Here is a 23,571-nt window from a genome sequence, read left to right as displayed (position 1 = left end):
CACCGGCCCGCTTGGAAGCCAAACTGAGCCGGTCCCGCAAAAGTGTGCGCTGTCATCACCGGCAACCTCTCCCAGGCAGGGCGCGGCGCCGATCTCACATGCCGGAACCGATATCCGTGCCGCTTTCAGCGCACGCCACACCTTCAATCGCCCGGCCGCGTGGCACACACGGTCTCCTTTCATCGGTGGCGCTTCATTGAACGCCCATAGCGGACCACCCGTGCCGGCGGCTTAGTCCAACACGTTTTTAGCTAACCGTCGCGATCCACCGCAGTGCGCTCCTGCCACCCGCCATTCAGTCGCGACGCCAAGCTAAAAACGCTCTGCACTATCTACCCTACCGGACTATGTCGGGTAGCTAGAGTTCTGCCCACGATTCCAATGATTTATGCGATAACATGTAGAGATAGTTTGTAGCCCTTCCGGCAATCCAGCTTGGAAAGGGAGCAAACAATGAAGTGTTTCATCAATGATGATTTGGCGTTGTCGCGGCCACCAGAGGGCCCGGTGGCGAGCTATATCGTTCCGTTTGCCGAATGGCTCGGTGATCGAGGCTACGGTCTTGTTTCGATGAGGAACCAGGTGCTGCTGGCCGCAGGCTTCAGCACGTGGCTCGGGCAAAAGGGGATTGAACTAAGCGACGTAAGTGGAGACCATCCTGGGCGCTATTTGCTGGACCGAGCGCAGCGGCCAAAGCTTGGAGATACCGCAGCTCTTCGACATCTTCTGGCTTTTCTACGAAGCCAGAAGGCAATCGCCGAAGCGATTGAGGCCAACCACAACCCATCGCCTGTAGAACAACATGTGCAGGCATATGAGCGGTATTTGCATCACGCGCGGGCGCTGTCTCATCAAACGATCATAAATTACCGGCCAGTTGTCCGGGATTTTCTCAACTTCCGCTTCAGTGATGGTGAGGTCTCGCTCGCACAATTGATGCCGTCGACGTGACCGATTTCGTGCAAAAGGGGATTTCGCGTCTCAACATGCGACGCGCCAAGATCATAACCACCGCACTGCGGTCGTTTCTCTCCTATGTGCGGTTTCGTGGGGACATCACGTCAGACCTGGCGGCAGCGGTCCCGATCGTAGCCAATTGGTCGCTTTCATCTATTCCTCGTGCGATCGGCCGCGATGAGGTAGCTCGCTTACTCGCCAGCATTAACCGCGATACGCCCGTCGGGTGCCGCGACTACGCGATGATCCTCGCATTGGCGCGATTGGGATTGCGGTCGAGCGAGGTAGTGACGCTCGAACTCGATGATATCGATTGGGTAGCCGGAGAGATCCATGTGGTTGGCAAGAACGGGCAGCGCAACGATCTTCCGTTGCCTGCGGATGTTGGCGAGGCGATTGCCGACTACCTGCGGAAGTCGCGTCCACGCAATGCCGACCGTCGCGTCTTCTTGCGCGACAAGGCCCCGATCCGGGGTTTCACCGGCTCGTGTGGACTCGGTTCCGTCATCCGACGCTCACTCAAAAGAGCCGGGATCGACGCTCCCACAATGGGAACGCACCAGTTCCGACATGGGCTTGCCTCAGAGGTGTTGCGTGGCGGCGCCTCGCTCGGTGAGATCGGCGAAGTTCTGGGACACCGTCATGTGCAGACAACGGCGATTTACGCCAAGGTCGATCTCGACGCGTTGCGAACATTGGCTTTGCCATGGCCGGGAGAAGTTCAATGAGCACACTCCGACAGGCTGTTCAGGACTACATCGAGATGCGGCGAGGGCTGGGGTTCAAGCTGCGAGAGGCGGGAAGAGGATTGTTCGATTTCGTCACCTTCCTGGAGGCCAACGACACGCCATATATCACGACGGAGCTGGCCCTTACCTGGGCTCAGCGACCATCGCAGGTGCAGCCTTCGCATTGGGCGAGACGGCTGGGCTACGTCCGCGTATTCGCCCGTCATCGAGCTGCCGCCGATCCGCGGACTCAGTTTCCCCCAGACGGTTTGCTACCCTTTCGCCCGAAGCGGGCACGGCCTTATCTCTATTCAAAGGAAGACATCGAGCGCCTCCTGTCCGCAGCGCTCGAGATGCCGTGCCGATATACCCGCGGCAAGCTCAGGCCGTGGACCTATTATTGCCTGTTCGGATTGCTGAGCGTTTCCGGCCTGCGCCTCGGCGAAGCCCGCAACCTCAAGCTCTCGGACATCGATTTCGATGCCGCTGTGCTGACGATCCGCGGTACGAAGTTCGGAAAGTCCCGTCTTGCGCCGATGCACGCATCAACCATCACAGTGCTCCAGGATTATCTCAAACGCCGCCGACAGCATTGTGCAGCCCAGGCGGCATCTCCCTATTTGTTCACTTCGCAACTGGGCAATCGCCGTGATGTGGGAGACATTCACCGAACATTCTATGCTCTGTCTCGCCAGATCGGCCTGCGCGGCGCAACCGACAGCCACGGCCCGCGCCTGCATGACATGAGACATGTGTTCGCGACGAACACGCTGGTGCGGTGGTACGAAGCCGAGCAGGATCCCGAGCGGCTCCTGCCCATTTTGTCCACCTATCTCGGCCATGTCCACGTGGCCGATACCCAATGGTACCTCAGCGGTTCACCCGAACTGATGAAAGAAACAATGCGCCGCCTTGAGCGCAGCTGGGAGGATCGGACATGATCAAACATGCCAGCCTGGCGCCACTCTTGGAGCGCTTTTTCATCCAACGCCTGATGCAACAGCGGCAGGCATGCCCCCATACGATCAGTTCCTATCGCGACACATTTCGGCAGTTGTTGAAGTTCACCGCACGAACATTGCATAAGCCGCCGTCTCGATTGAGCTTCGCGGAAATCGACGCGCCGTTGATCGTTGCCTTCCTTGATGACCTGGAGACCCATCAGGATATCAGCGTACGCAGCCGCAACCTGCGCCTCACGGCGATTCATTCCTTCTTTCGCTATGCGGCCTTCGAAGCACCCGAGCATTCCGCCCAAATTCAACGTGTTCTTGCCATTCCCAGCAAGCGCTTCACTCGAACCCTGGTCAATTTCCTGACCCGCCCAGAGGTCGATGCCTTGCTGGCCGCACCGGATCAATCGACCTGCTCGGGGCGACGCGATCACGCGTTCCTGCTGGTCGCCGTGCAGACAGGATTGCGGCTATCGGAGATCACTGGTCTCAAGCGCGACGATCTGTTCTTCGGCACGGGCGCCCACCTGCGCGTCATTGGCAAAGGGCGCAAGGAACGCTGCACCCCGTTCGCCAAGTCTACGATCGCAGTCTTGAGAAGCTGGCTGAAAGAGCCGCAGCGCGGAGACCAAGGTATCCTGTTTCCCAGCGCCAGAGGTGAGCAGCTGAGCGTTCATGGCGTTCAGTATATGCTGAACAAGCACCGTCAGACCGCTTCTGCCATGTGCCCGTCGCTGGCCGGGAAGCGCGTCACTGTTCATCGCCTGAGGCACACAATGGCCATGGACCTCCTGCAGGCGGGCGTCGATCGCGCCGTCATCGCTCTGTGGCTCGGCCATGAATCGGTCGAGACCACACAGATCTATCTCGAGGCGACGTTGGCGATGAAGGAGGCGGCGTTGGCAAAGACATCCTCATATTCCGGTAAGTCATCCCGATTCCGGCCCGACGACAATCTGCTGGAGTTCTTGAACAGCCTGTAGACCGAGCTGACTATGTCGGGTGGCCCGGGCGTTTCTGCAGGAAATATCTCTATTCCTCAGACACTTACCGTTACGGTCAAAGCTACCCGACATAGTCCGGTAGGGTAGATAGTGGCGCAAGACGTGCGGAGTGACGCGCTCGTCGGCGATGGATAGTTCGTCCGCGCCGCGGTGGTCACGTGCTTGGCCGGGATATATTCAAATCCGGGCCGGGTCATGGCGAGTCGCGTCGCATTGAGAAAGAGCTCTGCGTTGCCACTCGCCTGGCGGACTGCCAACCAAGCCTTCAACGCCGCCGCGGTCTCCTTCCACAACGGCAGCACGCGCTCGCGGCGTCCTTTGCCCATGACGTGTATGCTGGCGACTGTTTCGGAGTTCCAATATCGTGAACGATGTATGTAGAAATATAAAAGACATTCAATAATATGCCACAAAAGTTCATAAAACCGTAACCAAAATAGAATTGTTACTGGAGAGAATTCAGTGCATTGTTCCCGTTGTACAACGACAACAATTGTTAGGCGATTCACATCATGACTTTGCTTGAACAGAGGTCCCATGTCTGTGGCAGAGGCTGGAGGAGCGCCCCGGGTGCTGGCAGGTATGTCGTGGCGGAGCACGCGCTAGATTTTCCAGGTGCCCCATAAGGCAAGTGCGCCAACGGAGCAGCGGCTATGGCACGCTGCCGCGCATCTTACTGGCGAAACTTTCAGCTTAATGACGCAGATGCTGAATACGTGCCAGCACACGGAGTCTCATTGGTATAGGTGACGGATATGAAACATTTCTCTCCTGAGAATAAAACCTTTCTAAAGGTCGTAAAAAGTTCGCTAGAGCCCTCGTATCGGATAATCTGCTTCCCGCATGGGGGTGGCAGCGTCCAGGCGTTCCGTAATTGGTCTAACTATCTTCCCGAGGACATCGAGCTCATTTGCCTGGATCTTCCCGGGCGCGGCAAACGGTCAGCTGAGGCCGCCATCCGCAGCATGAACGAACTGGTATCCGTGGTCACTGAGGCGCTCCAAGCATACAGCGACAGACCTTTTATTTTCTTCGGCCACAGCATGGGAGCCCTCGTGGCTTATGAGATCGCTCGCTCCCTGGAGGGCGCCGATAGGCCCTCTCCATTCCATTTGGTCGTGTCCGCTCACGAATCTGCGGACGTGGATGTGCCTATGTATAGGTGCTCAGATGATGAGCTGACCGATCTGGTCCGGACCCTCGGCATGGTCCCGACGGAGGCGCTGGCAAACGAGAAACTCCTACTGGACTTCATCTTGCCGCCCCTACGGGCCGACTTCGAACTTGCGGAGACTTACGACCGAAGCCTGGCAACGCCTCTCAAGGCGGCAATCACCGCAATGGGTGGACTTAAGGAGGAACTGCTCAATGCCAATGATCTAGACGAATGGCGTCGGCTCACCACGTCGCGCTTCGCCCGAATTATGTTTGATGGCGACCACTTTTTCCCCCATTCCATGACGGAGGAGGTGGTGTCTAGCCTCCTGCGCGAGGTTAGCGTAGGTTAAGGGACAACTTCCAGCTTCCATTCAACACGGCGAGGTCTTCCCTTATACTAATCTAACATTGCATGAGCAATTCCGCAAACAAGCGGCTCTCACCCCGGACCGTCCTGCCATCGTGTCAGAGGCCGCAACCATCACATACCGTGAGCTCGACGGCCTCAGTGAGACTCTATCTAGGTACCTCCTCGGACATGGTCAGGGCCTAGGCTCGCGCGTGGGTATCCTTATGAATACTTCACCTGAATGCGCCGTCGCCATGTTCGGCATTCTCAAGACAAGTGCGGCCTATATCATGCTTGACAAAGCTCTGCCTGTGGCGGCGCTCAAGCGAACCCTGGAGAAGGCAGGCATCGAAATCGTTGTCACCAACAACCGTTTCGCAGCTAAGCTTCCGCCTGACTGGTCTGGTATTGCGCTGTCGCTCGACGAGGGTTGGGAAGCACAACTCGGCAAGGCCATTCCGGTCAATCCCCAACCGGTGGATCTCGATGCGCCGGCCCAGATTGTATTTTCGTCAGGCACGACTGGTGAACCAAAGGGTGTCGTCTCCCTTCACCGAAGCGCTGTATCCTCTTACCAGTGGCGCTATTGCGCGCTGCCCTATGCGCCTGATGAGCGCGAGGCGGTCAATCTCTTCTTGTCCGGGGAGATAATGCGCCCGATCCTCGTCGGGATTCCAGCTTATCCGATCCCTGACGACGTTATCTACGATCCGCACCAGCTGGTCGAATACCTGGAGCGAAATCGAATTACGAGAATATTGCTAACCCCTTCACTGTTGGATGTGCTTCTCAGCAGCAGCTTGCTCGACGTCCCCTCCCGCCTTCCCGATCTCCGATTGATCTTCTTATCAGGCGAGGTACTAACAGCAACGTTGCTCGCGCGTGTGAAGGATGCTCTGTCGCACGTCAGAATCATCAACTACTACGGCGCATCGGAAGCACATGATGTCACGCATATTGACTTGAGTGAGATCAATCCTGTGACAATACAAAAGATCGTGCCGGTCGGTCCGCCTCAGCACAATGTGAGTGTCTATATCCTCGGGGAGCAATGCGATCCCGTCCCACTGGGCTTCTTGGGCGAGGTCTTCGTTGGCGGCGATGTCTTGGCTCATGGATATCTCAACAGTCCCGAGATGACACGGGAACGCTTCGTTCCCGACCCGTTTCGCGCTGATGGCACGATGTTCCGCACGGGCGATTTTGGCCGCATGCTACCCAACGGCCAATTGGAGATCTTGGGGCGCTGCGCTTTCATGGTGAAGATCCGAGGCTATAGCGTGGTCCCGGGCTCTGTAGAAGCCGCGTTGCTGCGGCACTCGGATGTCTGCTCCGCCGCAGTCGTCCCGGAACTCGATCCGACGACCGGCCAACCTGATAAACTGATTGCCTATGTAGTCTTGCGAAATCGGGGTAAGGGGTGGCAGGCGTCCTTGCGTGCGCATATGAAGTCAGAGGTGCCGCATTACGCGATACCGTCGGACTTCGTCGCTGTTGCGGAGTTGCCCATGGCGGCGAACGGGAAACTCGATCGGTCGCGCCTCCGAGAAGAGGCGCCTCCTCCCGAAAAGCCTGCCGACGAGATCGAAACCGCACTTCGCGCTGCGTGGCGCGACCTTCTACAGGCAGACACTGCCGATCCGGGCGACAATTTTTTCGACTGCGGCGGACATTCCCTGCTGGCTGCCCGTCTTTGCACGCAGGTTCGCGAGAGACTGAAGGTTGAACTCCGGGCAGTGGAGGTGTTCCTCAACCCCACCTTTAAAGAGCTTGCGACCCTTCTTCGCAAGCGCCGCGGCGTGCAACGACTTCCCCAAAACGGGACACTCGGCAAGGTGCTGACGGTCTCGGCAGGGAAGGTGCCGACCAAGACATTCGACCGGCGAGGCGGCACCGGTATGGATATTGCGGTGATCGGTATGTCCGGGCGTTTTCCCGGCGCGGAGACGGTAGACGCGCTCTGGGAGAATCTCTGCCAAGGGGTGTGCTCGATTACCCCGCTCGCTGCGCAAGAACTCAAGGCCCAAGGCATTCCGGAAGAGGTCCTGAAACGCTCCGATTATATGCGCGTGGGCGCCCATCTCGACGATGTGGACCTTTTCGATCCGGGTTTCTGGGGACTATCGATGCATGAGGCGACGCTAATGGATCCGCAGCATCGTCTTTTCCTCGAATGCTGCTGGAAGGCACTCGAGTCGGCCGGATACATGCCAACCCAACAGGAGGGTCGCACGGGGGTCTTCGCCGGTTCGTACCTACCACTCTATCTGCTGCACCATTTGAGAGGGGGCGGTCTCATCGATCCCGCAGACGCCCCACTCGCCTGGCTGACTGAACTCGGCAACGACAAGGATTATCTCGCGACACGCGTGTCCTACATGCTTAACCTCACCGGCCCAAGTATTTCGGTGCAAACCGCATGCTCAACGGGTCTGGTGGCAATTGCCATGGCCGCTCAATCGCTCTCGGCCGGCTATTGCGATATGGCGCTGGCGGGAGGGGCCAGCATCATCTTTCCCCAAGCAGGTTATCAATATGTCGAGGGTTTCGTCAATTCCTCGGATGGCTTGTGCCGCGCTTTTGATGCCGATGCGAACGGAACGGTGTTGGGAGACGGGATTGGGGTCGTTGTCCTCAAGCGTCTCCAAGATGCGCTTGCGGCGGGCGACCCGATCCACGCGGTGGTGAAAGGATGTGCCATTAACAATGATGGCCGCACCAAATCGTCCTTCTCAGCACCGAGCGCGCAGGGCCAGACCACCGCTGTGCGTCAGGCCCTTGAGTCTGCGGCGCTCGGCCCTGAGGAAGTAGAATACATCGAGACGCATGGGACCGGGACCAAGGTCGGTGATCCAATCGAGATCCGGGCCCTGGCAGAGGCTTACGCGGGTCAAGAGGAGACTGGCAAAACCTGTGCGCTCGGGTCAATCAAACCAAATATCGGCCATGCCAACGTCGCCGCAGGAGTAGCGAGCTTTATTAAGACAGTTCTCTGCCTTCAGCACGGGGCAATCCCCCCGACCATCAACATCAACCAGCTGAACAAAGACCTCGGTTTGGAGGATACGCCCTTCTTCGTCAACGAGCAGCTTAGACATTGGCCTTATCGGCAGGGTCGCCCCCGAACTGCCGGCGTCACCGGCCTCGGAACCGGCGGAACCAATTGCCATGTTGTGCTGCAGGAATGGACTGGCGAGAATGCAAGGGATTGGCCCGGATCGGTCGAGCGGGGGTCCTACGCCCTTTGCCTATCTGCAAAGACGCCGTCGGCGTTAAGCCGCGCCTGCCGGAATATGGCGGCGTTTCTGCGGCGCAACAGGGATCTCAATCTCTGCGACGTCGCTCACACGCTTCGGGTGGCGCGATGCCACTTCGATCATCGGACGGTCGTTGTGGCGCGCAACTTGGATATGGCCATCAAGAGGTTAGAAGAAGAGGCTAATCGCGCGGCTGATCGAATTCTGCCCTCGCCGTCGATTGCATTCATGCTGCCGGGCGGCGGAGTGCAGCACGTAGGGATGTTCAAGGATCTATTTGATCACGTGCCGGAATTTCGCGAGGCGTTCCTGACTTGTGCCGCCACTTGTCGCCGGGTCCTTGATCGTGATCTGGAGTCACTTGTGTTCGGAGGATTCGATGCATATGCGGCCGCTTCCTTTGAAGAAATAAACATCATGATCTTCTCCGTGCAGTATGCAATGGCACGTTTGCTACAAACGTGTGGCGTGCGTCCCGACTATCTTGTTGGACACAGCATGAGCGAATATGTCGTAGCTAATCTGGCGGGCATTCTGAAACTGGAAGATGCTATATGGCTAATGGTCGTTCGTAGTCGCGCGATGGCGAATCTTGGTATCGACGGTGCTATGCTTGCGGCCAAATGCAGCCCGGACGAGGCTGAGCACATTCTCAAAAAGCACGCTTGGCGCGGTCCAGCTGAAGGGGGCGAGATCAGCGTCGGTGTCGTGAACTCAAAGTCGAGTGTTGTGTTCACCGGTAAGCGGGAGCTGCTTGAAAGGCTTCAGCAGGAGCTCGAACAAGCAGAGATTCCCAACCATGCCCTTAACACAGCTGGCATCCCCAGCCATTCTCCGCTGATGAAGCCGGCTGCTGATGTAATCGACGCGCAAGTCAACACCCTCGAGAAGCGAGTGCCGGATCTGGCCATCGCTCTGAATTCAGGAGGATATCTGCACCGGGCGAAAGTGCCCTTGGCAGAGTCCTACTGGAGCAGGCAAGCAATCGGGACGATTCGATTTGATCGCTCTCTCGCAGCTACCATAGCAGCCGGTGCAACTGCGCTCGTTGACCTTGGGCCATCGCGCAATCTGGGACGTTTCGCACGTGAAGCGATCAGTCCAGAGGATCGTAAAACCAGAACTCCAGCGATTGTACCAGCCTCGCGCGACCGAAACGACGAGGAGTTCACCGACCGCCATGTCCTTCTGGAATGCCTTGGGAACCTCTGGGCCTTAGGTGTTGCGGTGGACTGGAAGCGAACCAGTGATCAATTGGAGCCGTTCGGTATTCGCCGACGTATTCCGCTTCCGACGTACTCGTTTGACCGTCACCGTTGCTGGCCTGAGGGTCAACCTGCGGGCTTAAGGGTCCTGCCGCAGAATGGGGAGGGAGAACGGCGCAGAGGAGAGGTATTCACCTATGCCCAGAGTTGGACAGAGAAAATGATTGCTCGCACTGTTGCGGGTGACAGAAGTACAAAGAGGCTACGTTGGTTGGTACTCGCCGATAAGCCGTCCGAAGAAGGGAAGTCCGCGGGAGACGCATTGGCAAACGGTATCACGAGGCAGTTGGGTGATGCGGGTCATGAGGTTGTCCGTGTTTGCCGACGAGCCAAACCCTCGGACGCATCCGCGGAAGTCGAAGGGTCTACAATCTTCATTGATCCCAACCGAGAAGGCCTGAAGGCACTCTTCGAAGCCGAGATCGCTTCGGATTATCCCGCTGACCGCATACTCTGCCTCTGGCACCTGAGCGGTTGCGCGGACGCGTGCGGGGATCCGGGTACGGTGCAGACCGATCTTTTGCGGAGCTACGACGCCATACTCGATTTGGCGCGAGTTCTCTCTATGCTGACTTTCCAGACGACGGTCGATCTCTGGATCGTTGGTGACCGGACCGTTCAGGTCGGTGACGAACCTGTAGATTCCGAAAAGGCGTGCGTCTTTGGTCCTGCCATCGTGCTGCCGCAGGAGAACCCGATGGTCAAGTGCCGGGTTGTTGATTTAAACATCCACGACCCGCACAGCGGCGATCGGCTCGTTGCTGAAATCGATCGGGACGTGCCTGGTCCCGATGCGGTCATTGCGCTCCGCGGGAACCGGCGGTGGGTACCGCACTTTCCCGAGGTGGTCCTCGCCGCACAAGCTTCCGGGGGTGAAGTCTTCAAACCGGAAGGTGTCTATTTAATCACAGGAGCTCTCGGGCGGATCGGTATGTCCTTGACTGAACATCTCGTAACTCTTGGGGCGACGGTCGTCGGGATAACCCGCCGTGCAGTGCCTGACTCTTTGGACTGGAAGTGCGTGGGTTTCAATGAAGACGGCTGGGTGCGCCGACTGGCCGCGCTTGACAGCGCGAAAGGTCGGGTGATTCTTCGCCAGGTTGACGTATCCGATTTCGACGGTTTGTCGAGCGCGCTCGACACCACGGTTCGGGAATTCGGGCGGATCGACGGTATCTTTCACGCCGCTGGACTGGCCGGTGTGAAATTCCTTGCTGAGATGGAGGACATGACCTCTGCCAGCGAGTTCGCCGCCAAACTTGTGGGGACGCGCAACCTCTACGCTGCGATCAAGCGAATGCAGTTTACCCACGCCCAATCACCCGAGTTTGTTTTCCTTTTCTCATCCCTAGCATCCATCCTCGGCGGACCGGCGATGACCTCTTATACGGCGGCGAACAGGTTCATGGACGCATTTGCACGCCAGGTGCAGGGGAATCTCGGCGTCCGGTGGATCAATTCCAACTGGGATGACTGGGATTACTCCTACGAGTGGCAGGGGAGTGCCGCGTATGAGACATCTGAGGCAAAGGATTTGGCACTCAGTCCCGACGAAGGGATCGACATCATTAAGCGCATCCTGGCGACCGTTGACAACGGCCAGGTGATCGTAGCGACGCGACAATTGTCTCTACGTTTAGAGCAATGGGCCGATCAGGTCCGGACAATCACGAGCGACGAGCCGGACGGAGAGAAAACATCTCTGTCCGAAGAAGCCCAAGACATTAAGGAGAGCGTACTAAGCGGCAGTGATCTCAGGAATGTATTCCTCGATGAAGTCAAGTCTCTCCTAAATGTCACCGAAATAGGATTGGACGACAACTTCTTCGACATAGGCGGAGATAGCCTTCTCGCCGCCGCACTTCATCATCGTTTGAAGAATAGCGATCGCTGGAGGCCGCCTCGATTGGATGAGATCTTCAAGGCGGCAACGTTCGGCGATCTCTACGAACGGATCTGCCAGACGTAATGCTCTGATCCCTGAAAACTGGATCGTTCGAAAGTGGAGTTTCCGCGGTAACATCCCTTGGCTGGGAGGAGCGGAAGACGATGAAGGCATCGAAGTTCTCGGACGCGCAGAAGGCGTTCATTCTGAAGCAGGGGGCGGACGGAATCCCCGTCGCGGAGATCTGTCGGCGGGCGGGGATCAGCCAGGCGACGTACTTCAACTGGAAGAAGAAATACGACGGACTGCTGCCGACCGAGATGAAGCGGCTGAAGCAGCTTGAGGACGAGAACGGCAAGCTCAGGAAGCTGGTGGCCGATCTCTCCTTGGACAAGGAGATGCTGCAGGACGTCATTCGCCGAAAACTGTGAGGCCTGGTCGCAAACGCGAGCTGGTGGCGGAGACGTGTGATGAGTGGAACGTGTCGATCCGACGGGCATGCCGGGTTCTGGAGTTCGACACGTCGACCTATCACTACAAGTCCCGCCGCCGCGATCAGGCCGGCATAGAAGCTCGGATCAAGGACATCTGCGCCACCCGTGTCCGCTACGGCTACCGGCGCGTGCACGTAATGCTCACGCGCGAGGGCTGGGACATCAACATGAAGCGAACCTATCGAATTTACAGGGACTTGGGCCTGCAGCTCAGGAACAAGACGCCGAAGCGGCGTGTGAAGGCGAAGCTGCGGGAAGGCCGGGAGGAAGCCGTCGGCCCGAACGACGTCTGGGCGATGGACTTCGTCCACGATCAGCTCGCGACGGGCAAGAAGATCCGTGTGCTGACGGTCGTCGACACGTTCTCCCGCTATGTGCCTGTGCTCGACCCGCGGTTCAGCTATCGGGCGGAGGATGTGGTCAGGGCACTGGAACAGGTCTGCCCGAAGATCGGCTATCCGAAGACGATCCGCGTCGACCAAGGCTCCGAGTTCGTCTCCCGCGACCTCGACCTATGGGCGTACGCGAAAGGCGTGACGCTCGACTTCAGCAGGCCGGGAAAGCCCACTGACAACGCCTACATTGAAGCCTTCAACGGCCGCTTCAGGGCGGAGTGCCTGAACGCCCACTGGTTCCTGACCCTTGCCGACGCCGCCGAAAAGTTGGAGGATTGGCGCAGATACTACAACGAGGTGCGCCCGCATGGGGCGATCGGGCACAAGGTCCCGATCTCGTTGCTCAATCACGATGGCGCCGCCAGCCCGCCATCGTGAGAAAGCCGGGAAACTCCACCTTCCGGCGGTCCAGAGAATGGTATCGGAGCAGTAATCCCGACCAGTCGCCATAGCCGCAGCAGAAAGAGGGGGAGCATGCCTGCAAGGCTATCCATCACATCTGGCACGACGATACGGACGGCTGCTCAATCCTCGTTGATTGAAACGACTGACATTCCGGCCAGCTTCATTATGTCTGTTGAGTACAACGATCCTGTCCCCACGGCGAGCTATGGTCAGATCAGTCACGACCGGTTCAGCCTCTATATTGCGCTCAAGCCAAAAGTGAATGGCTACCGGCTTATATTTGGTGGTTAGCGAGTGGTTGGACGGCCATGGTCCTCGCCGATTTTGCGTCTTGGCTCGCCAAGCGTTCTTATAGACCCGATGCGGTTCTCGATCGCGGCCCTTTCTTGCTGCGGAGGAGAAGGCTAGTCGGCTCCGAAAAGGACGTTCAGTCAGCAACATTGATGCCACGAGCATTCTGTTGCAGGAGTTTTAGCAAAATAGCTTTGTGGTTATGAAGGGCGTTCCAACTCCAGGAGATCGTCGTCCACGCTGCTGGGCTGTCGAGCTCTCCGCGCGAAACGAATTATGGTGTCATGTTCCAGCTGATGGGCGGCGCCGAAGGCCGGGAATCGAGGGAAAGTGAACATCTTCTTGTGAATCGGCGTGCAAAATTGGCTCTGACTCACATTTGATGATTTTCGCTGCTGGCGTTGTGCTGTTTTCTGAGGGGAATCAGCACCATGGTGAGAAATTTGCGTTTGTCGTCGTTGATCCCGGCGGGATTAGCCGTCGAGGCCATCGCCGAGAGCGAAGGAGTGATTGCCGTTACCGCCCGCTCAGGGGCGTCAGCGCGACCTTGCCCTCTTTGCCGCAGAGTGTCGCACCGGATCCATAGCCGCTATCTTCGACGAGTTTCGGATCTTCCCTGTACCGGGATGAAGGTAGAGCTTCACCTCGTCGCCCGCCGCTTTATCTGCGATGCGCCATTGTGCCGTCGACGAATCTTCGCTGAACGCTTTGACGACTGCGTTGTCGCCGAGCGATCCCGCCGGACCTCGCGATTGGAGTGTATCGTTCATCATCTTGGGCTGGCGCTCGGCGGCCGGCCGGCGGCCAGTTTTGCGAAGCGGCTGATGGTCCCGGTCAGTAATGACACGCTGCTGCGGGTGGTGCGGCGACGGGCCTGTTTGCAAACAGATCCTCTCAAAATTGTCGGCATTGATGATTGGGCCTTCCGTCGCGGCCATCGTTACGGCACGATCGTCTGTGATCTGGAGCGGCGGCGGATCGTGACGCTGTTGCCTGATCGTGAGGTTGCCACCGTCGAGGCTTGGCTCGCCGACCATCCTCAGATCGAAACCGTCTCGCGCGACCGCGGCGGCGGTTACGGTGAAGCGACCGCGAAGGCGTTGCCCGAAGCGGTTCAGGTCGCCGACCGCTGGCATCTCATGGAGAATGCGAGTGCGGCTTTCCTCGACGCCGTCCGCAAGTCGATGCGGACAATCCGAACTGCGATCGGCGCTACGACGATCAATCCCGATCTGCTCACCTACGCGGAGAAGCGGCAATACGAAGGCTATCTGCGGCGTGAGGAGACAAATGCGGCAATCATGAAACTTGCCAGCGAAGACATCCCCATCAAGGAGATCGTGCGTCGCACCGGCCACAGCCGTAAGCTGGTCCGTCAAGTGGTCCGTGGCCAGCGGACCGATATCTTCCGCGTCCGCCAGAGTTCACTCGAAGCCTGGCTGCCCTTCCTGGACGGGCAATGGAAATCTGGTTGCCACAATGCAAGCGAGCTTTGGCGACGGCTGAAGACAAAGGGCTTTCGGGGACGTCTGGGTGTCGTCAGCGAATGGGCGAGGCGACGACGACGCGCCGAACAGGCATCCGATCAGCAACTCCACAAGGTGCCATCAGCCAGAACGATCGCACGGTTAATGACGACGGCGCGCGATCATCTGAACAAAACCGACACTGTGATGATCGCCGTCATCGAGGCGGGTGTGCCCATGCTGGTGGAAGCACGCAATCTGATCGCTGGTTTCCATTCCATGATCCGCAAGAAAGTCGCCGATGAGCTCGAGCCGTGGATCGCCGACGCCAGCAAAAGCCTCATTGCGTCTTTCGCCAATGGCATCATTCGCGACCGCGCTGCCGTCCGCGCCGCGATCACCGAGCCATGGTCCAACGGGCAGACGGAAGGACAGATCACCAAGCTCAAGCTTGTAAAACGGCAGATGTACGGCCGCGGAAAGCTTGACCTTCTCCAAGCACGTTTGATCGGTGCTGCCTGAAAGAAAATATCATCGAGAGTGCGTCAGACCCAAAATTGGACGCCGATCCGGGGTCAGTTTTGGAAGCCGTTTGACATCGGGCAAGGTAATGATGGTGCGCGTAATCGCGTCACGCACGGCCTCAGCTCCATGTCCCGCGAGCGCTGGCCCGTTCTTCCTGCGCGGAGCTTCGCCATGCCCCGCGAGCCGGGGAAGATGCAGTAGCATCGTGAAGCGCGTCGTGCGCTCGACCAGCGTGCCGATCGCCGAGCTGCCAAGACCGAGGATGAGGTCTCCCTCCCAATGTCCCGGCACCGCGCGATCGGCCGCTTCGGCGGGACGCTGACTGATCATGATTGCCGGTGAGACAAAGCCCTGACCTCGCCTACGTACGCGGGCTCTGGGGACCCGTAATACACGTCCTGTTCGCAAGCAGGCCGTCAGCTCGCGGCGCAGCACTCCGCGGCCCTGAACGAAGAGCGCCTGATAGATGGCTTCGTGGCTGATGCGCATCGTCTTGTCGTCCGGGAAGTCGATCGGCAAGCGTCGGGCAATCTGCTCCGGGCTCCAGGCCCTGGCCCATCGCCGATCCTTTCGCGGGCCATGCCGGCGGCCCTTCCACGGAACGGTGGGACCATGAACGGGAGCGCCGCTCGGGGCCACGACAACGCCAGCAAGTCTCTCCTCCACATAAGTGCGCAAGGTTGCGTTGAACGCAAGCTTGGTCGGCTTGGGCCGACGGGCCGATCGATCCGCATGCCACTGGGCAGTCGTCGCCCGATACTCCAACCCGCCGCTGCGGGTGGCCGCGTTGCGCCGCAGTTCACGGGAGATTGTCGAGGCGGACCGACTGAGCCGGCGCGCAATCTCCTGCATGGAATGGCCCTGTACCTTGAGAAGTGCGATCTCTTCTCGCTCCACCAATGACAGGTACCGCCCGGAGAGCGGCTTCGCCGAGGATCTGAACATCGCTGGTGGCATACCGCCCGCCTTTCGAAACCATCTGGTTCCTACAGGCTGCGACACTCCCGCTTCGAGCGCAGCATCTTCGCTGCTCAGCCCCGCGGCGATCGCCCGCCAGAATCTAATCTGTTCATCGCGCCCCGCCAAAGGCGGCCGTCCTGGTGAAGGTAATGGCGCTCGTCCAGACCGTGCCGATCGCCGCTTTCGAATACTCATCGCAACCTCCAACTTCAGAGTGTTGCGACGACCGCTTGAATCCGCCCAATACGCTTGCAGCAGCTATTCCGATATCCTCCATGCGCATGGAATCCAGCCGAGTATGAGCCGGGTGGGCAATCCGTATGACAATGCACGTGCGGAAAGCTTCATGAAAACCTTGAAGCAGGAAGAAGTCGCAGGCAGGGCCTATCGCGATGCCTCGGACGCCCGGCGGCGTATCGCGAGCTTCATTGAAGACGTTTACAATCGGCAACGGTTGCACTCAGCCCTCGACTACCTCACCCCGGAGGAATACGAACAGACCTTATCGAATTCGCCGGAAAATGCCGTACTTGAACTCAAAGCCTGAAATTGTCCCGCAATTTCTCTGTCTCATTATGAGGGTGCACTCCAGACCTGTCACGCTGGGGTGTCCTGTTTCGCGGAGTCCCATGGGCGAAATTCGGTCGTATTCTGGTCTCCGCGCTGGTGCGCCCATGTGTTGCCAATCATTGCAGAACAACTGTCTGCATCATGGGGGACATTGCCGTTCGAACTCTCGGGATTGCCATGTCGTGCGACGGTCCTGTTGGCGCCCGACATGTTCTTCTTCACAATGCGGAGCATACTCTCCAGCTCGCCGTCTCTGGCGCCGATATCTTGCACCCTGTTTACCTCCGTACCGAGGCGATCTGGCCCGCCACGCTTTCCAAGCACCGCCTGAGGGCGCTCGAGTGCCTCAATGCTCTAAGTCTGGGTCAACATCTGCCTGCCCGCTTGTTTCCGCCGGAAAAACGCGGTCCCCGTCTAACCTTCGTTCTTCGTGCGCTCGACGGCGCACTTGCTGGGGCGTCACATCGCGAGCTCGCCGATGCTCTGGTTGGTCAACGGCGCGTCAATGCCGACTGGGGGGATCCTCGCGATCATCTGCGCGACCGCATTCGCCGCGCCGTCTCTCGTGGCCGCGCCCTCATGAATGGAGGCTACAAAGATTTCCTTCTTTAGTGACAGCCGCTCTGCACGTCAGCCGGCGAACGGTCCGGAGCCAAATCCGGTCACCACCAGTTTGCGCTCGATGCCGGGAGGCACGGTCGGCATTGTCCGATGGCCGACAATGTCAAGTACGCGACGTAGAGCAAGGCGACCCTCGGTTGTTTTTAAATGCTTTTTGGCTTGGCACGGGACATGCAAGCTATTGCGCAAAACGCACGGACTGAGTGGTCCCACGGCCACGAAAGTCGCTGACATACGCCACCTCCCAAGGCGTACCCCGGCCCGGCAGCGAGCTCAGTCTCCCTGCCGGGCATGCCTTTCAGACATACTCGCGGCCGGAACTTCAAATTAGGCGCCGTAATGTCCGGCTGCAGAGGATTGCGAATGGAATATGAAGCCCGTTTCGAGAGCTCTCCGATGGCACCTGGCGGGAGCGCGCTGGGAGCGTTCCTGTGCGCAATTGGTTTCACGCTCAGCTTGCTCGACGACATCCGACAATTGTGTCGACTTTGTCGGCTTTACGACACGGCTTGTTTGGCCGGTGTCTTGGACGTTTTTTTCTAAGCCGCTGAAAGCAAACATACAATGGCTTTCCCCGGCGCCGTATCTAGATTGGCATGAATTTTGTTTTGTTCCGTTGAGAGAGCCGGAGCTGCTCGCCAGGGAATAGCGAAGCTGGCTCGGCAAAATTGAGGATCACTGATTTGTTGCGAATGAACACGTTGCCCGTCGGGTGCCATGCGTCTGCGGCGAGGGTCCCCAGAGGATTTGAAGATGCGGCGAGGGACTGCAGTACTCAATTCGACCGCAAATGATTTGCTGGCGGGTCAAAGAATGGACGTTGCAGATGCGCATTGGCACGACGGCGGGTTTCGTCCTGTTCGTGATGGCATTCTTCGTCAGCGCGATGACTGCGAACGAACAGGAGACCAGCCTTGTCGGCATTTACCAGGGTTCGGAGCTAACCGCCGCCGCCAACCATCTGGGACGAGGCGGATACGAGCTGTCGGATGGAACCCAAGTGTCTTTCGACAAGTGGTACCATAGCAGCTGGGTCGATATGCGATTTGAAATGTTGACTCAGCTATCGGACGATTTCGGTATCCTGTGGGGCGCGAGCACCGGTCAGCGTGCCGAAAAGGTCCGAATCGAGCCGGGTGTGAAAGTCGGCTTTATTTTGCAAAAGCGACCGACAGCATCCACGACGCTTTCTCTCACCATCAGTTCAATTTTGGGCGGGAACCTGACGGAACGACCTTGCACAGCTGACTATGGCGCCATCGGCGGTGTGCAGATGGTGAATTGCCGGCTGGCCGCGTCGCAACTGCGGCCCTCGGACAGTTTGAAATATCTGACAAACCTCGAGCCAAGCCGATGGAAATTCGACCTTCGGTTCAGGGGTGAATTCTAGCGATGGTGCAAGGAAGGCCGTAGATTTCGTTGATGAAGAACAATCAGATAGGGAAGTTTATTATGCACAAAACACAATTGTTCCCGACCGGTTTCGTTGCCGGTCTTGTAGCGTGCCTGTTGGCGGCCCCCGGTTTCGCGGATGATCTCGATGCCGGCGTCAGCGGCAAAGGAACGACCGTTACTCCAGCCGCGGAAAGCAGTAGCTCGGGCTGTTCACAAAATGCCGACGGCACATTCTGCTGGATGAGCTCGGATATTGGTGAAGCATGGACATCAGGCTTTATCGGTTCCGGCGTATCGATAAATGTCATAGATGACTTCAAGGAACAGCCATTTGATGCAGACCTCGGTCGCGGTAGGCAGACGCAGCGACATGGAGATTGGGTCGCTGAAATTGCCGGCATGGTCGCCCCTGGCGCAAACATATTCAAGTATGACTATCTCGAGGGGTCTTCGATCGGGCTGCAGGACGGCCTCAATATCATCAATGCGAGCTACCGCATTATAGAGCCACTGAGCCAGCATCCGCGCGAGCAGGCGATCGTCGATGCCGCCTGGGCGGGCACTGCCATCGTCACAAAGAGTGCCGACAACCGCAGCAACGAGGTAGGTAGGCCGCACGAAGGGGATTTCGATGGGCTAACCCTCGGGCTGATCGGGGCGCCATCGGCAATCTTTGTGGGTGCGCTCGACCATAATGGCACTCCCGGGAACAAGACACAGCTGGCCCGATACTCCAATTATCCCGGCTCAAATCCCGAAGTGCGGAACCAGTTCCTGGCGGTGGGTGTCGAACCTGACAAGATTGGCCTATATGGCACGTCTTTTGCGGCGCCTGTAGTTGCAGGTTATGCCGCCATCCTTGGCAGCAAGTTCACGTCCGCAACTCCGACACAGATTACTAGTCAGCTTCTGGATACAGCCAGGACCGACACGCTCGTCAACTATGATGCGGCGACTTATGGACGAGGGGAGGCCAGCCTTTCGAGGGCACTGGCACCCGTTTCGATCAGGTAGACGAACAGTTCGATCGAGCAGCTGAATTTCTGGGAGGCGTTCAGAGCCACAAAATCACCTCCCAGAATTCGCCTCAGCAACTGTGCGGTTCCCGCGGATCCAATCGCAAACAAGGGGCCATTTCTGGCGACGTATCTGTTGCCGGCAAACAAGGCCGTATAGAAGCGTTCGCGTTTTGTGTATGAAAGCAGAGAGCCATGTCCTGCGCCTACTCACCGCTGCTGACCCGTCTCAACCTGCTGGCCAGCAAGCGATGAGTAGGCGCTAAGCTGCGGCGGTCTGGCTCGCGCAACTGGCATCGATGTGTCGCTGTTGGGCCGATCATTGACGATGCGCTCGAGGTCGGCCAGTGTGGGATCGACCTAGTCCATTGGAGATCTGTGGCGACGGCAAACTATACCGCCTATCCCGGGCGCCTCTTCTGATCTGGCGGTGTGGATCGCTTCTCCCGCTAATTCGGCCGCTACCGGCAGTTGACACATGGCGTAGTTCTCCCAAGCTGCGCGCGTATTCGGGTATAGTGCTGCGCTCTACCACGGAACTGGGCTGCACGCTTATTAGGCTACCGTATTGCCGTTGCTGGCGTTGCGAGGCCTCTGTTTGCCCGCAAGCAGCTTCTTCATATGCCGCTCATGCAGAGATATTTCATTTCGAGATAGTCCTCGAGGCCATGGCGGGAACCCTCCCGCCCGATGCCGGACTGCTTGATCCCGCCGAAGGGTGCCGCTTCCGATGACATGCGTCCGGTGTTGATGCCAACCATGCCATATTCCAAGGCCTCGGCCACACGCCAGACACGCTTCAGGTTTGAGGCATAGAAATAGGCGGCGAGGCCGTAGATCGTGTCATTGGCCTCACGCACGACCTGATCCGCATCTTCGAAACGAATGATCGGAGCCAAGGGCCCAAATGTCTCCTCTTGCGCCACTGTCATTTCGCTGGAGACCTCGGTGAGGACCGTCGGTTCGAAAAACGTGCCATCCTTGCCGATGCGATTGCCCCCGCATCGAATTGTGCCGCCTTTGGCGACGGCATCGGCGATGTGGGCCTCGATCTTGGCCAGAGCATGCTTGTCGATGAGCGGTCCGATGTCCACTCCGGGAGCGAAGCCGTCACCAACCGATAAGAGACGGACTTTCTCCACGAATTTCTCGACGAACTCGCCGTGAACGCTCGATTGGACGTAAAGGCGGTTCGCCGAAACGCAAGTCTGGCCAGCATTGCGGAACTTCGCCTGGATCGCACCGTCAACCGCGGCGTCGACATCGGCGTCATCGAAGACGATGAAAGGTGCATTGCCGCCGAGCTCGAGGCTGACCTTCTTGATCTGGTCCGAGCACTGGCCCATCAGCAGCCGGCCAACCTCAGTCGAGCCGGTGAAGCTGATCTTGCGGACCTTGGGATTGGTGCAGAGTTCGCGGCCGACAGCATCACCTTCGGAGGCATAGATCAGGTTGACGACGCCTTCGGGAAAGCCAGCCTGGTGCGCAAGGGCGAACATTGCGCCAGCCACGAGCGGCGTCTGTTCAGCGGGCTTGAGGATGATCGTGCAGCCCGCCGCCATGGCCGGCGAGATTTTGCGCGCCACCATTGAGGCGGGAAAATTCCACGGCGTGATCGTCCCGACGACGCCGATCGGTTGCTTGATCACCAGCATCCGACGATCCGTCGATGGTGCCGAGATCGTTTCGCCATAGATGCGATTGGCCTCTTCGGCAAACCATTGTAGATACGCCGCCGCGTGCGATATCTCCGACTTGGCTTCCGCAAGCGGCTTGCCCATCTCCGCGGTGAGAATCGCTGCGAGATCGTCGGCGTGGTCGATGATCAACTGATGCCATCGCCACAAAACATCGCTGCGCTCACGTGCAGTCAGCGCGGCCCATGCAGGCTGCGCGACATAGGCCTTGTCGATCGCAGCGCGCGTCTCCTCCACGCTCATGTCAGGAAGCTCTGCCAGCACTTCGCGGGTCGACGGGTTGAGGACCTCGAACGTGCGCGGGCTATGCCGCGTGCCAAGCGCCGGCAGGCGATCAATGGGTCCAAACAGGTCCGGGGATCTCAGGTGCCGGATCATCGGGAGGCACAGGGGCAATACCGGATTCCTCCCCAACGCAGCGGGTTGTATGTCAGCAGTGTGCTCGTGTATTCCGCGACGTCCTGGTTCCTTATAGGGCCTCGGCCAGACAGCTGGTAGGCCACCGTCTCCAAACAGGAAAAGGAAGCTACTTTGAATTCTCCGGAAGACGGGTCGCGGTTCTCACTAGCCGAAAATTGCAAAGGCCAGCGCACCGCCATTCTCCACGTCTGGGCCGATGCGAAGGGGCGCATCGATGCCAACCGGCTGACCATATGGGCCCCGGCACTCAGCCAAAGACCAAAACCCCGCCTGGCATGAGGAGGGCCCCTGTCAAACGCTGTCGACACCCGAAAACTCTGACCCGCCAACCCCCATAAGAAACGGGGTTTGTCAGCGGTCTGGGGTCCGTTAAAAAAGGACCTATTCACCAGCCGGACTTCTCCCCATGAAAAAGGCTCACAAGGGGAGAAGGGAGATCAGTCGGGTCCTGTAATCATCCTTTGCCCGACAGCGGCGGGCCGATCACCATAATGGCAGGATCGGCGGAAAGCAGCTTCTTGGCCGCTGCCTTGACCTCTTCGAGCGTCACTTGATCGATGAGAGCGGCGCGGCGCTGGATGTAGTCGATTCCGGGGTCAGAACAAGAACTGCTCGAAATCATACGCGGCCTTTATCAACCAAAGACAGCTACGGCTGATTTGATGATGATGCCGCCATACGGGCTTCGGCGCATCTGACGACCCGTGGCGGTGCGAAAAACATTCGTCAATTGCAGCGCAGGCGGCACGCGCGACCACAAGGTTCGCACGCTCTCCCGCCATGCCGGGTTTTGCGAATGACGTTTCCTGTGACGACGCGCTGCGGCCATCGGAAGCCGATCTCGTGGAAATACAGGTCGGCATGCTGCGGGCTGATATGATGAAAGACGCCGGCGATGGTGCGGCGGACGCGAGAATTGAAACCTTCGACCGAATTGACGTGGACGGCGTCCCGGACATATTCGCGACTGGAATGCTTCACGGTCTCGTGCTCGGCAAAGCTCTCACCAATGGCCATGAATGCCTTCCACTCGTCGCTCATCAAATGAGCTCCCGGTTCGATCTGCGCTTCAATGACGCGTTCGCTTGCTCGCGCCGAGAGACCGGTCACGACCGCGGCACGCGCGTCACCGGCCAGAGTGCCAGGCATGACGTCAGTCGGCCGCCGCACCATTACCATGACTGGCGTTTTATCCGTATTCGCCTGGCCTTTCCGGCCGCGGCCCGGACGCGGGTCGTCGGGATTCTTTCTGGGCCTTCCACCGAGATGGAAATGGTCGATCTCCACCGTGCCGGCGAGCATGTTCTCCCGCGCCACCATGAGACGCAGTGCATGTCCCATCCGCCAGGCCGTTGGCTGGCTCACCCCGAGCGCCTCGGCCAGGCGCACCGACGACAAGCCCTTGTCGGATTGCAGTAACAGCCACATTGCCTTCAGCCAAACACGCAAGGGAAGCTTCGTGGAGTGCAGAGGCGTGTGTGTCGTCACCGTGAACTGGAACCGGCAATCGCCGCTGGAACATTGATAAAGACCCGGTCGGGCACGACGCTTGCCGGTATCGCGACCGGCAAGCGCAATCGAGCGTTTGTATCCGCAGGCGGGGCAGATCCGGCCATCCGGCCACACCATGCTTTCCAGCAACCCACGGCAATGCTGCTCATCCCGGAAGGCCGCGATCATTTCTTCAACAGTCCGAATGTTGGAAAGCGCTGCAAGCATTTCAGGCATTCTCACCTCCTTCAGACCAGCCCGAAGAATCG

Annotated in this window: 14 protein-coding genes and 3 pseudogenes; 13 read left to right on the top strand and 4 right to left on the bottom strand. The window is 58.5% G+C overall.

Annotated elements, in window-relative coordinates; all coding sequences use genetic code 11:
- Positions 1–453 precede the first annotated feature (453 nt).
- From BPNPMPFG_RS36875 to BPNPMPFG_RS36830, 9 genes are all read left to right on the top strand, one after another.
- Positions 454–951 (top strand): hypothetical protein, encoded by a 498-nt coding sequence (locus BPNPMPFG_RS36875; protein ID WP_258598738.1) that lies wholly within the window; start codon positions 454–456, stop codon positions 949–951.
- Positions 948–1,685 carry a site-specific integrase gene (locus tag BPNPMPFG_RS36870; protein WP_258598736.1) on the top strand — a complete coding sequence of 246 codons (738 nt, stop codon included), beginning with the start codon at positions 948–950 and terminating at the stop codon, positions 1,683–1,685. Before BPNPMPFG_RS36875 ends, BPNPMPFG_RS36870 begins: the two co-directional genes overlap by 4 nt.
- Positions 1,682–2,626, top strand: coding sequence for a tyrosine-type recombinase/integrase (locus BPNPMPFG_RS36865; protein WP_258598734.1), 945 nt, complete (start codon positions 1,682–1,684; stop codon positions 2,624–2,626). The genes BPNPMPFG_RS36870 and BPNPMPFG_RS36865 overlap by 4 nt, the downstream gene beginning before the upstream one ends.
- Positions 2,623–3,621, top strand: a complete 999-nt coding sequence (locus tag BPNPMPFG_RS36860) for a site-specific integrase (protein WP_258598732.1) — start codon at positions 2,623–2,625, stop codon at positions 3,619–3,621. The genes BPNPMPFG_RS36865 and BPNPMPFG_RS36860 overlap by 4 nt, the downstream gene beginning before the upstream one ends.
- Positions 3,622–4,397: 776 nt before the next feature.
- Complete coding sequence (locus BPNPMPFG_RS36850; protein WP_258598731.1) at positions 4,398–5,150, top strand: thioesterase II family protein; 753 nt, start codon at positions 4,398–4,400, stop codon at positions 5,148–5,150.
- 58 nt (positions 5,151–5,208) lie between these two features.
- Positions 5,209–11,640 (top strand): SDR family NAD(P)-dependent oxidoreductase, encoded by a 6,432-nt coding sequence (locus BPNPMPFG_RS36845; RefSeq protein WP_413776942.1) that lies wholly within the window; start codon positions 5,209–5,211, stop codon positions 11,638–11,640.
- 80 nt (positions 11,641–11,720) lie between these two features.
- A protein-coding gene (locus BPNPMPFG_RS36840) for an IS3 family transposase (protein ID WP_258598730.1) occupies positions 11,721–12,823 on the top strand; the annotation gives its coding sequence in 2 pieces (ribosomal slippage) (positions 11,721–11,982 and positions 11,982–12,823; 1,104 coding nt in all).
- 96 nt (positions 12,824–12,919) lie between these two features.
- Complete coding sequence (locus BPNPMPFG_RS36835) at positions 12,920–13,141, top strand: hypothetical protein (RefSeq protein ID WP_258598728.1); 222 nt, start codon at positions 12,920–12,922, stop codon at positions 13,139–13,141.
- A 431-nt stretch (positions 13,142–13,572) separates the two neighbouring features.
- Complete coding sequence (locus BPNPMPFG_RS36830) at positions 13,573–15,129, top strand: ISL3 family transposase (protein ID WP_258599071.1); 1,557 nt, start codon at positions 13,573–13,575, stop codon at positions 15,127–15,129.
- Positions 15,130–15,195: 66 nt separating this feature from the next.
- On the opposite strand, the pseudogene BPNPMPFG_RS36825 reads toward BPNPMPFG_RS36830, so the two are convergent.
- Positions 15,196–16,287 (bottom strand): annotated as a pseudogene (locus BPNPMPFG_RS36825) (IS30 family transposase); the annotation flags it as partial.
- A gap of 19 nt (positions 16,288–16,306) precedes the next feature.
- Here BPNPMPFG_RS36825 and BPNPMPFG_RS43660 point away from each other — a divergent pair.
- The 4 genes from BPNPMPFG_RS43660 to BPNPMPFG_RS36805 all read left to right on the top strand — a co-directional run bounded on the left by BPNPMPFG_RS43660 (position 16,307) and on the right by BPNPMPFG_RS36805 (position 19,692).
- Positions 16,307–16,639: a transposase gene (locus BPNPMPFG_RS43660; protein WP_495885014.1), complete on the top strand. Its 333-nt coding sequence runs from the start codon at positions 16,307–16,309 to the stop codon at positions 16,637–16,639.
- Positions 16,640–16,803: 164 nt separating this feature from the next.
- Positions 16,804–17,274, top strand: a complete 471-nt coding sequence (locus BPNPMPFG_RS36815) for a DUF2285 domain-containing protein (RefSeq protein ID WP_258598727.1) — start codon at positions 16,804–16,806, stop codon at positions 17,272–17,274.
- Between the two features lie 835 nt (positions 17,275–18,109).
- On the top strand, positions 18,110–18,673 hold the full coding sequence (locus BPNPMPFG_RS36810; RefSeq protein ID WP_258598726.1) for a hypothetical protein: 564 nt from the start codon (positions 18,110–18,112) through the stop codon (positions 18,671–18,673).
- Between the two features lie 32 nt (positions 18,674–18,705).
- Entirely contained in the window at positions 18,706–19,692 is a 987-nt protein-coding gene (locus BPNPMPFG_RS36805; protein WP_258598725.1) for a S8/S53 family peptidase, read from the top strand.
- Between the two features lie 619 nt (positions 19,693–20,311).
- Here the strand turns inward: BPNPMPFG_RS36805 and BPNPMPFG_RS36800 are convergent.
- From BPNPMPFG_RS36800 to BPNPMPFG_RS36790, 3 genes and pseudogenes are all read right to left on the bottom strand, one after another.
- A complete protein-coding gene (locus BPNPMPFG_RS36800; protein WP_413776958.1) occupies positions 20,312–21,769 on the bottom strand; it encodes an NAD-dependent succinate-semialdehyde dehydrogenase in 1,458 nt (485 codons plus the stop codon).
- Positions 21,770–22,265: 496 nt separating this feature from the next.
- Positions 22,266–22,403 (bottom strand): annotated as a pseudogene (locus tag BPNPMPFG_RS36795) (insulinase family protein); the annotation flags it as partial.
- 42 nt (positions 22,404–22,445) lie between these two features.
- Positions 22,446–23,539: pseudogene (locus tag BPNPMPFG_RS36790) on the bottom strand (IS1595 family transposase).
- Positions 23,540–23,571 lie beyond the last annotated feature (32 nt).

This window comes from Mesorhizobium sp. AR07 (assembly GCF_024746815.1).
In the GTDB taxonomy this organism is placed as follows: domain Bacteria; phylum Pseudomonadota; class Alphaproteobacteria; order Rhizobiales; family Rhizobiaceae; genus Mesorhizobium.
The sequence above is the reverse complement of the archived record's forward strand: the minus strand, read 5'-3'. Positions and strand labels throughout refer to the sequence as shown.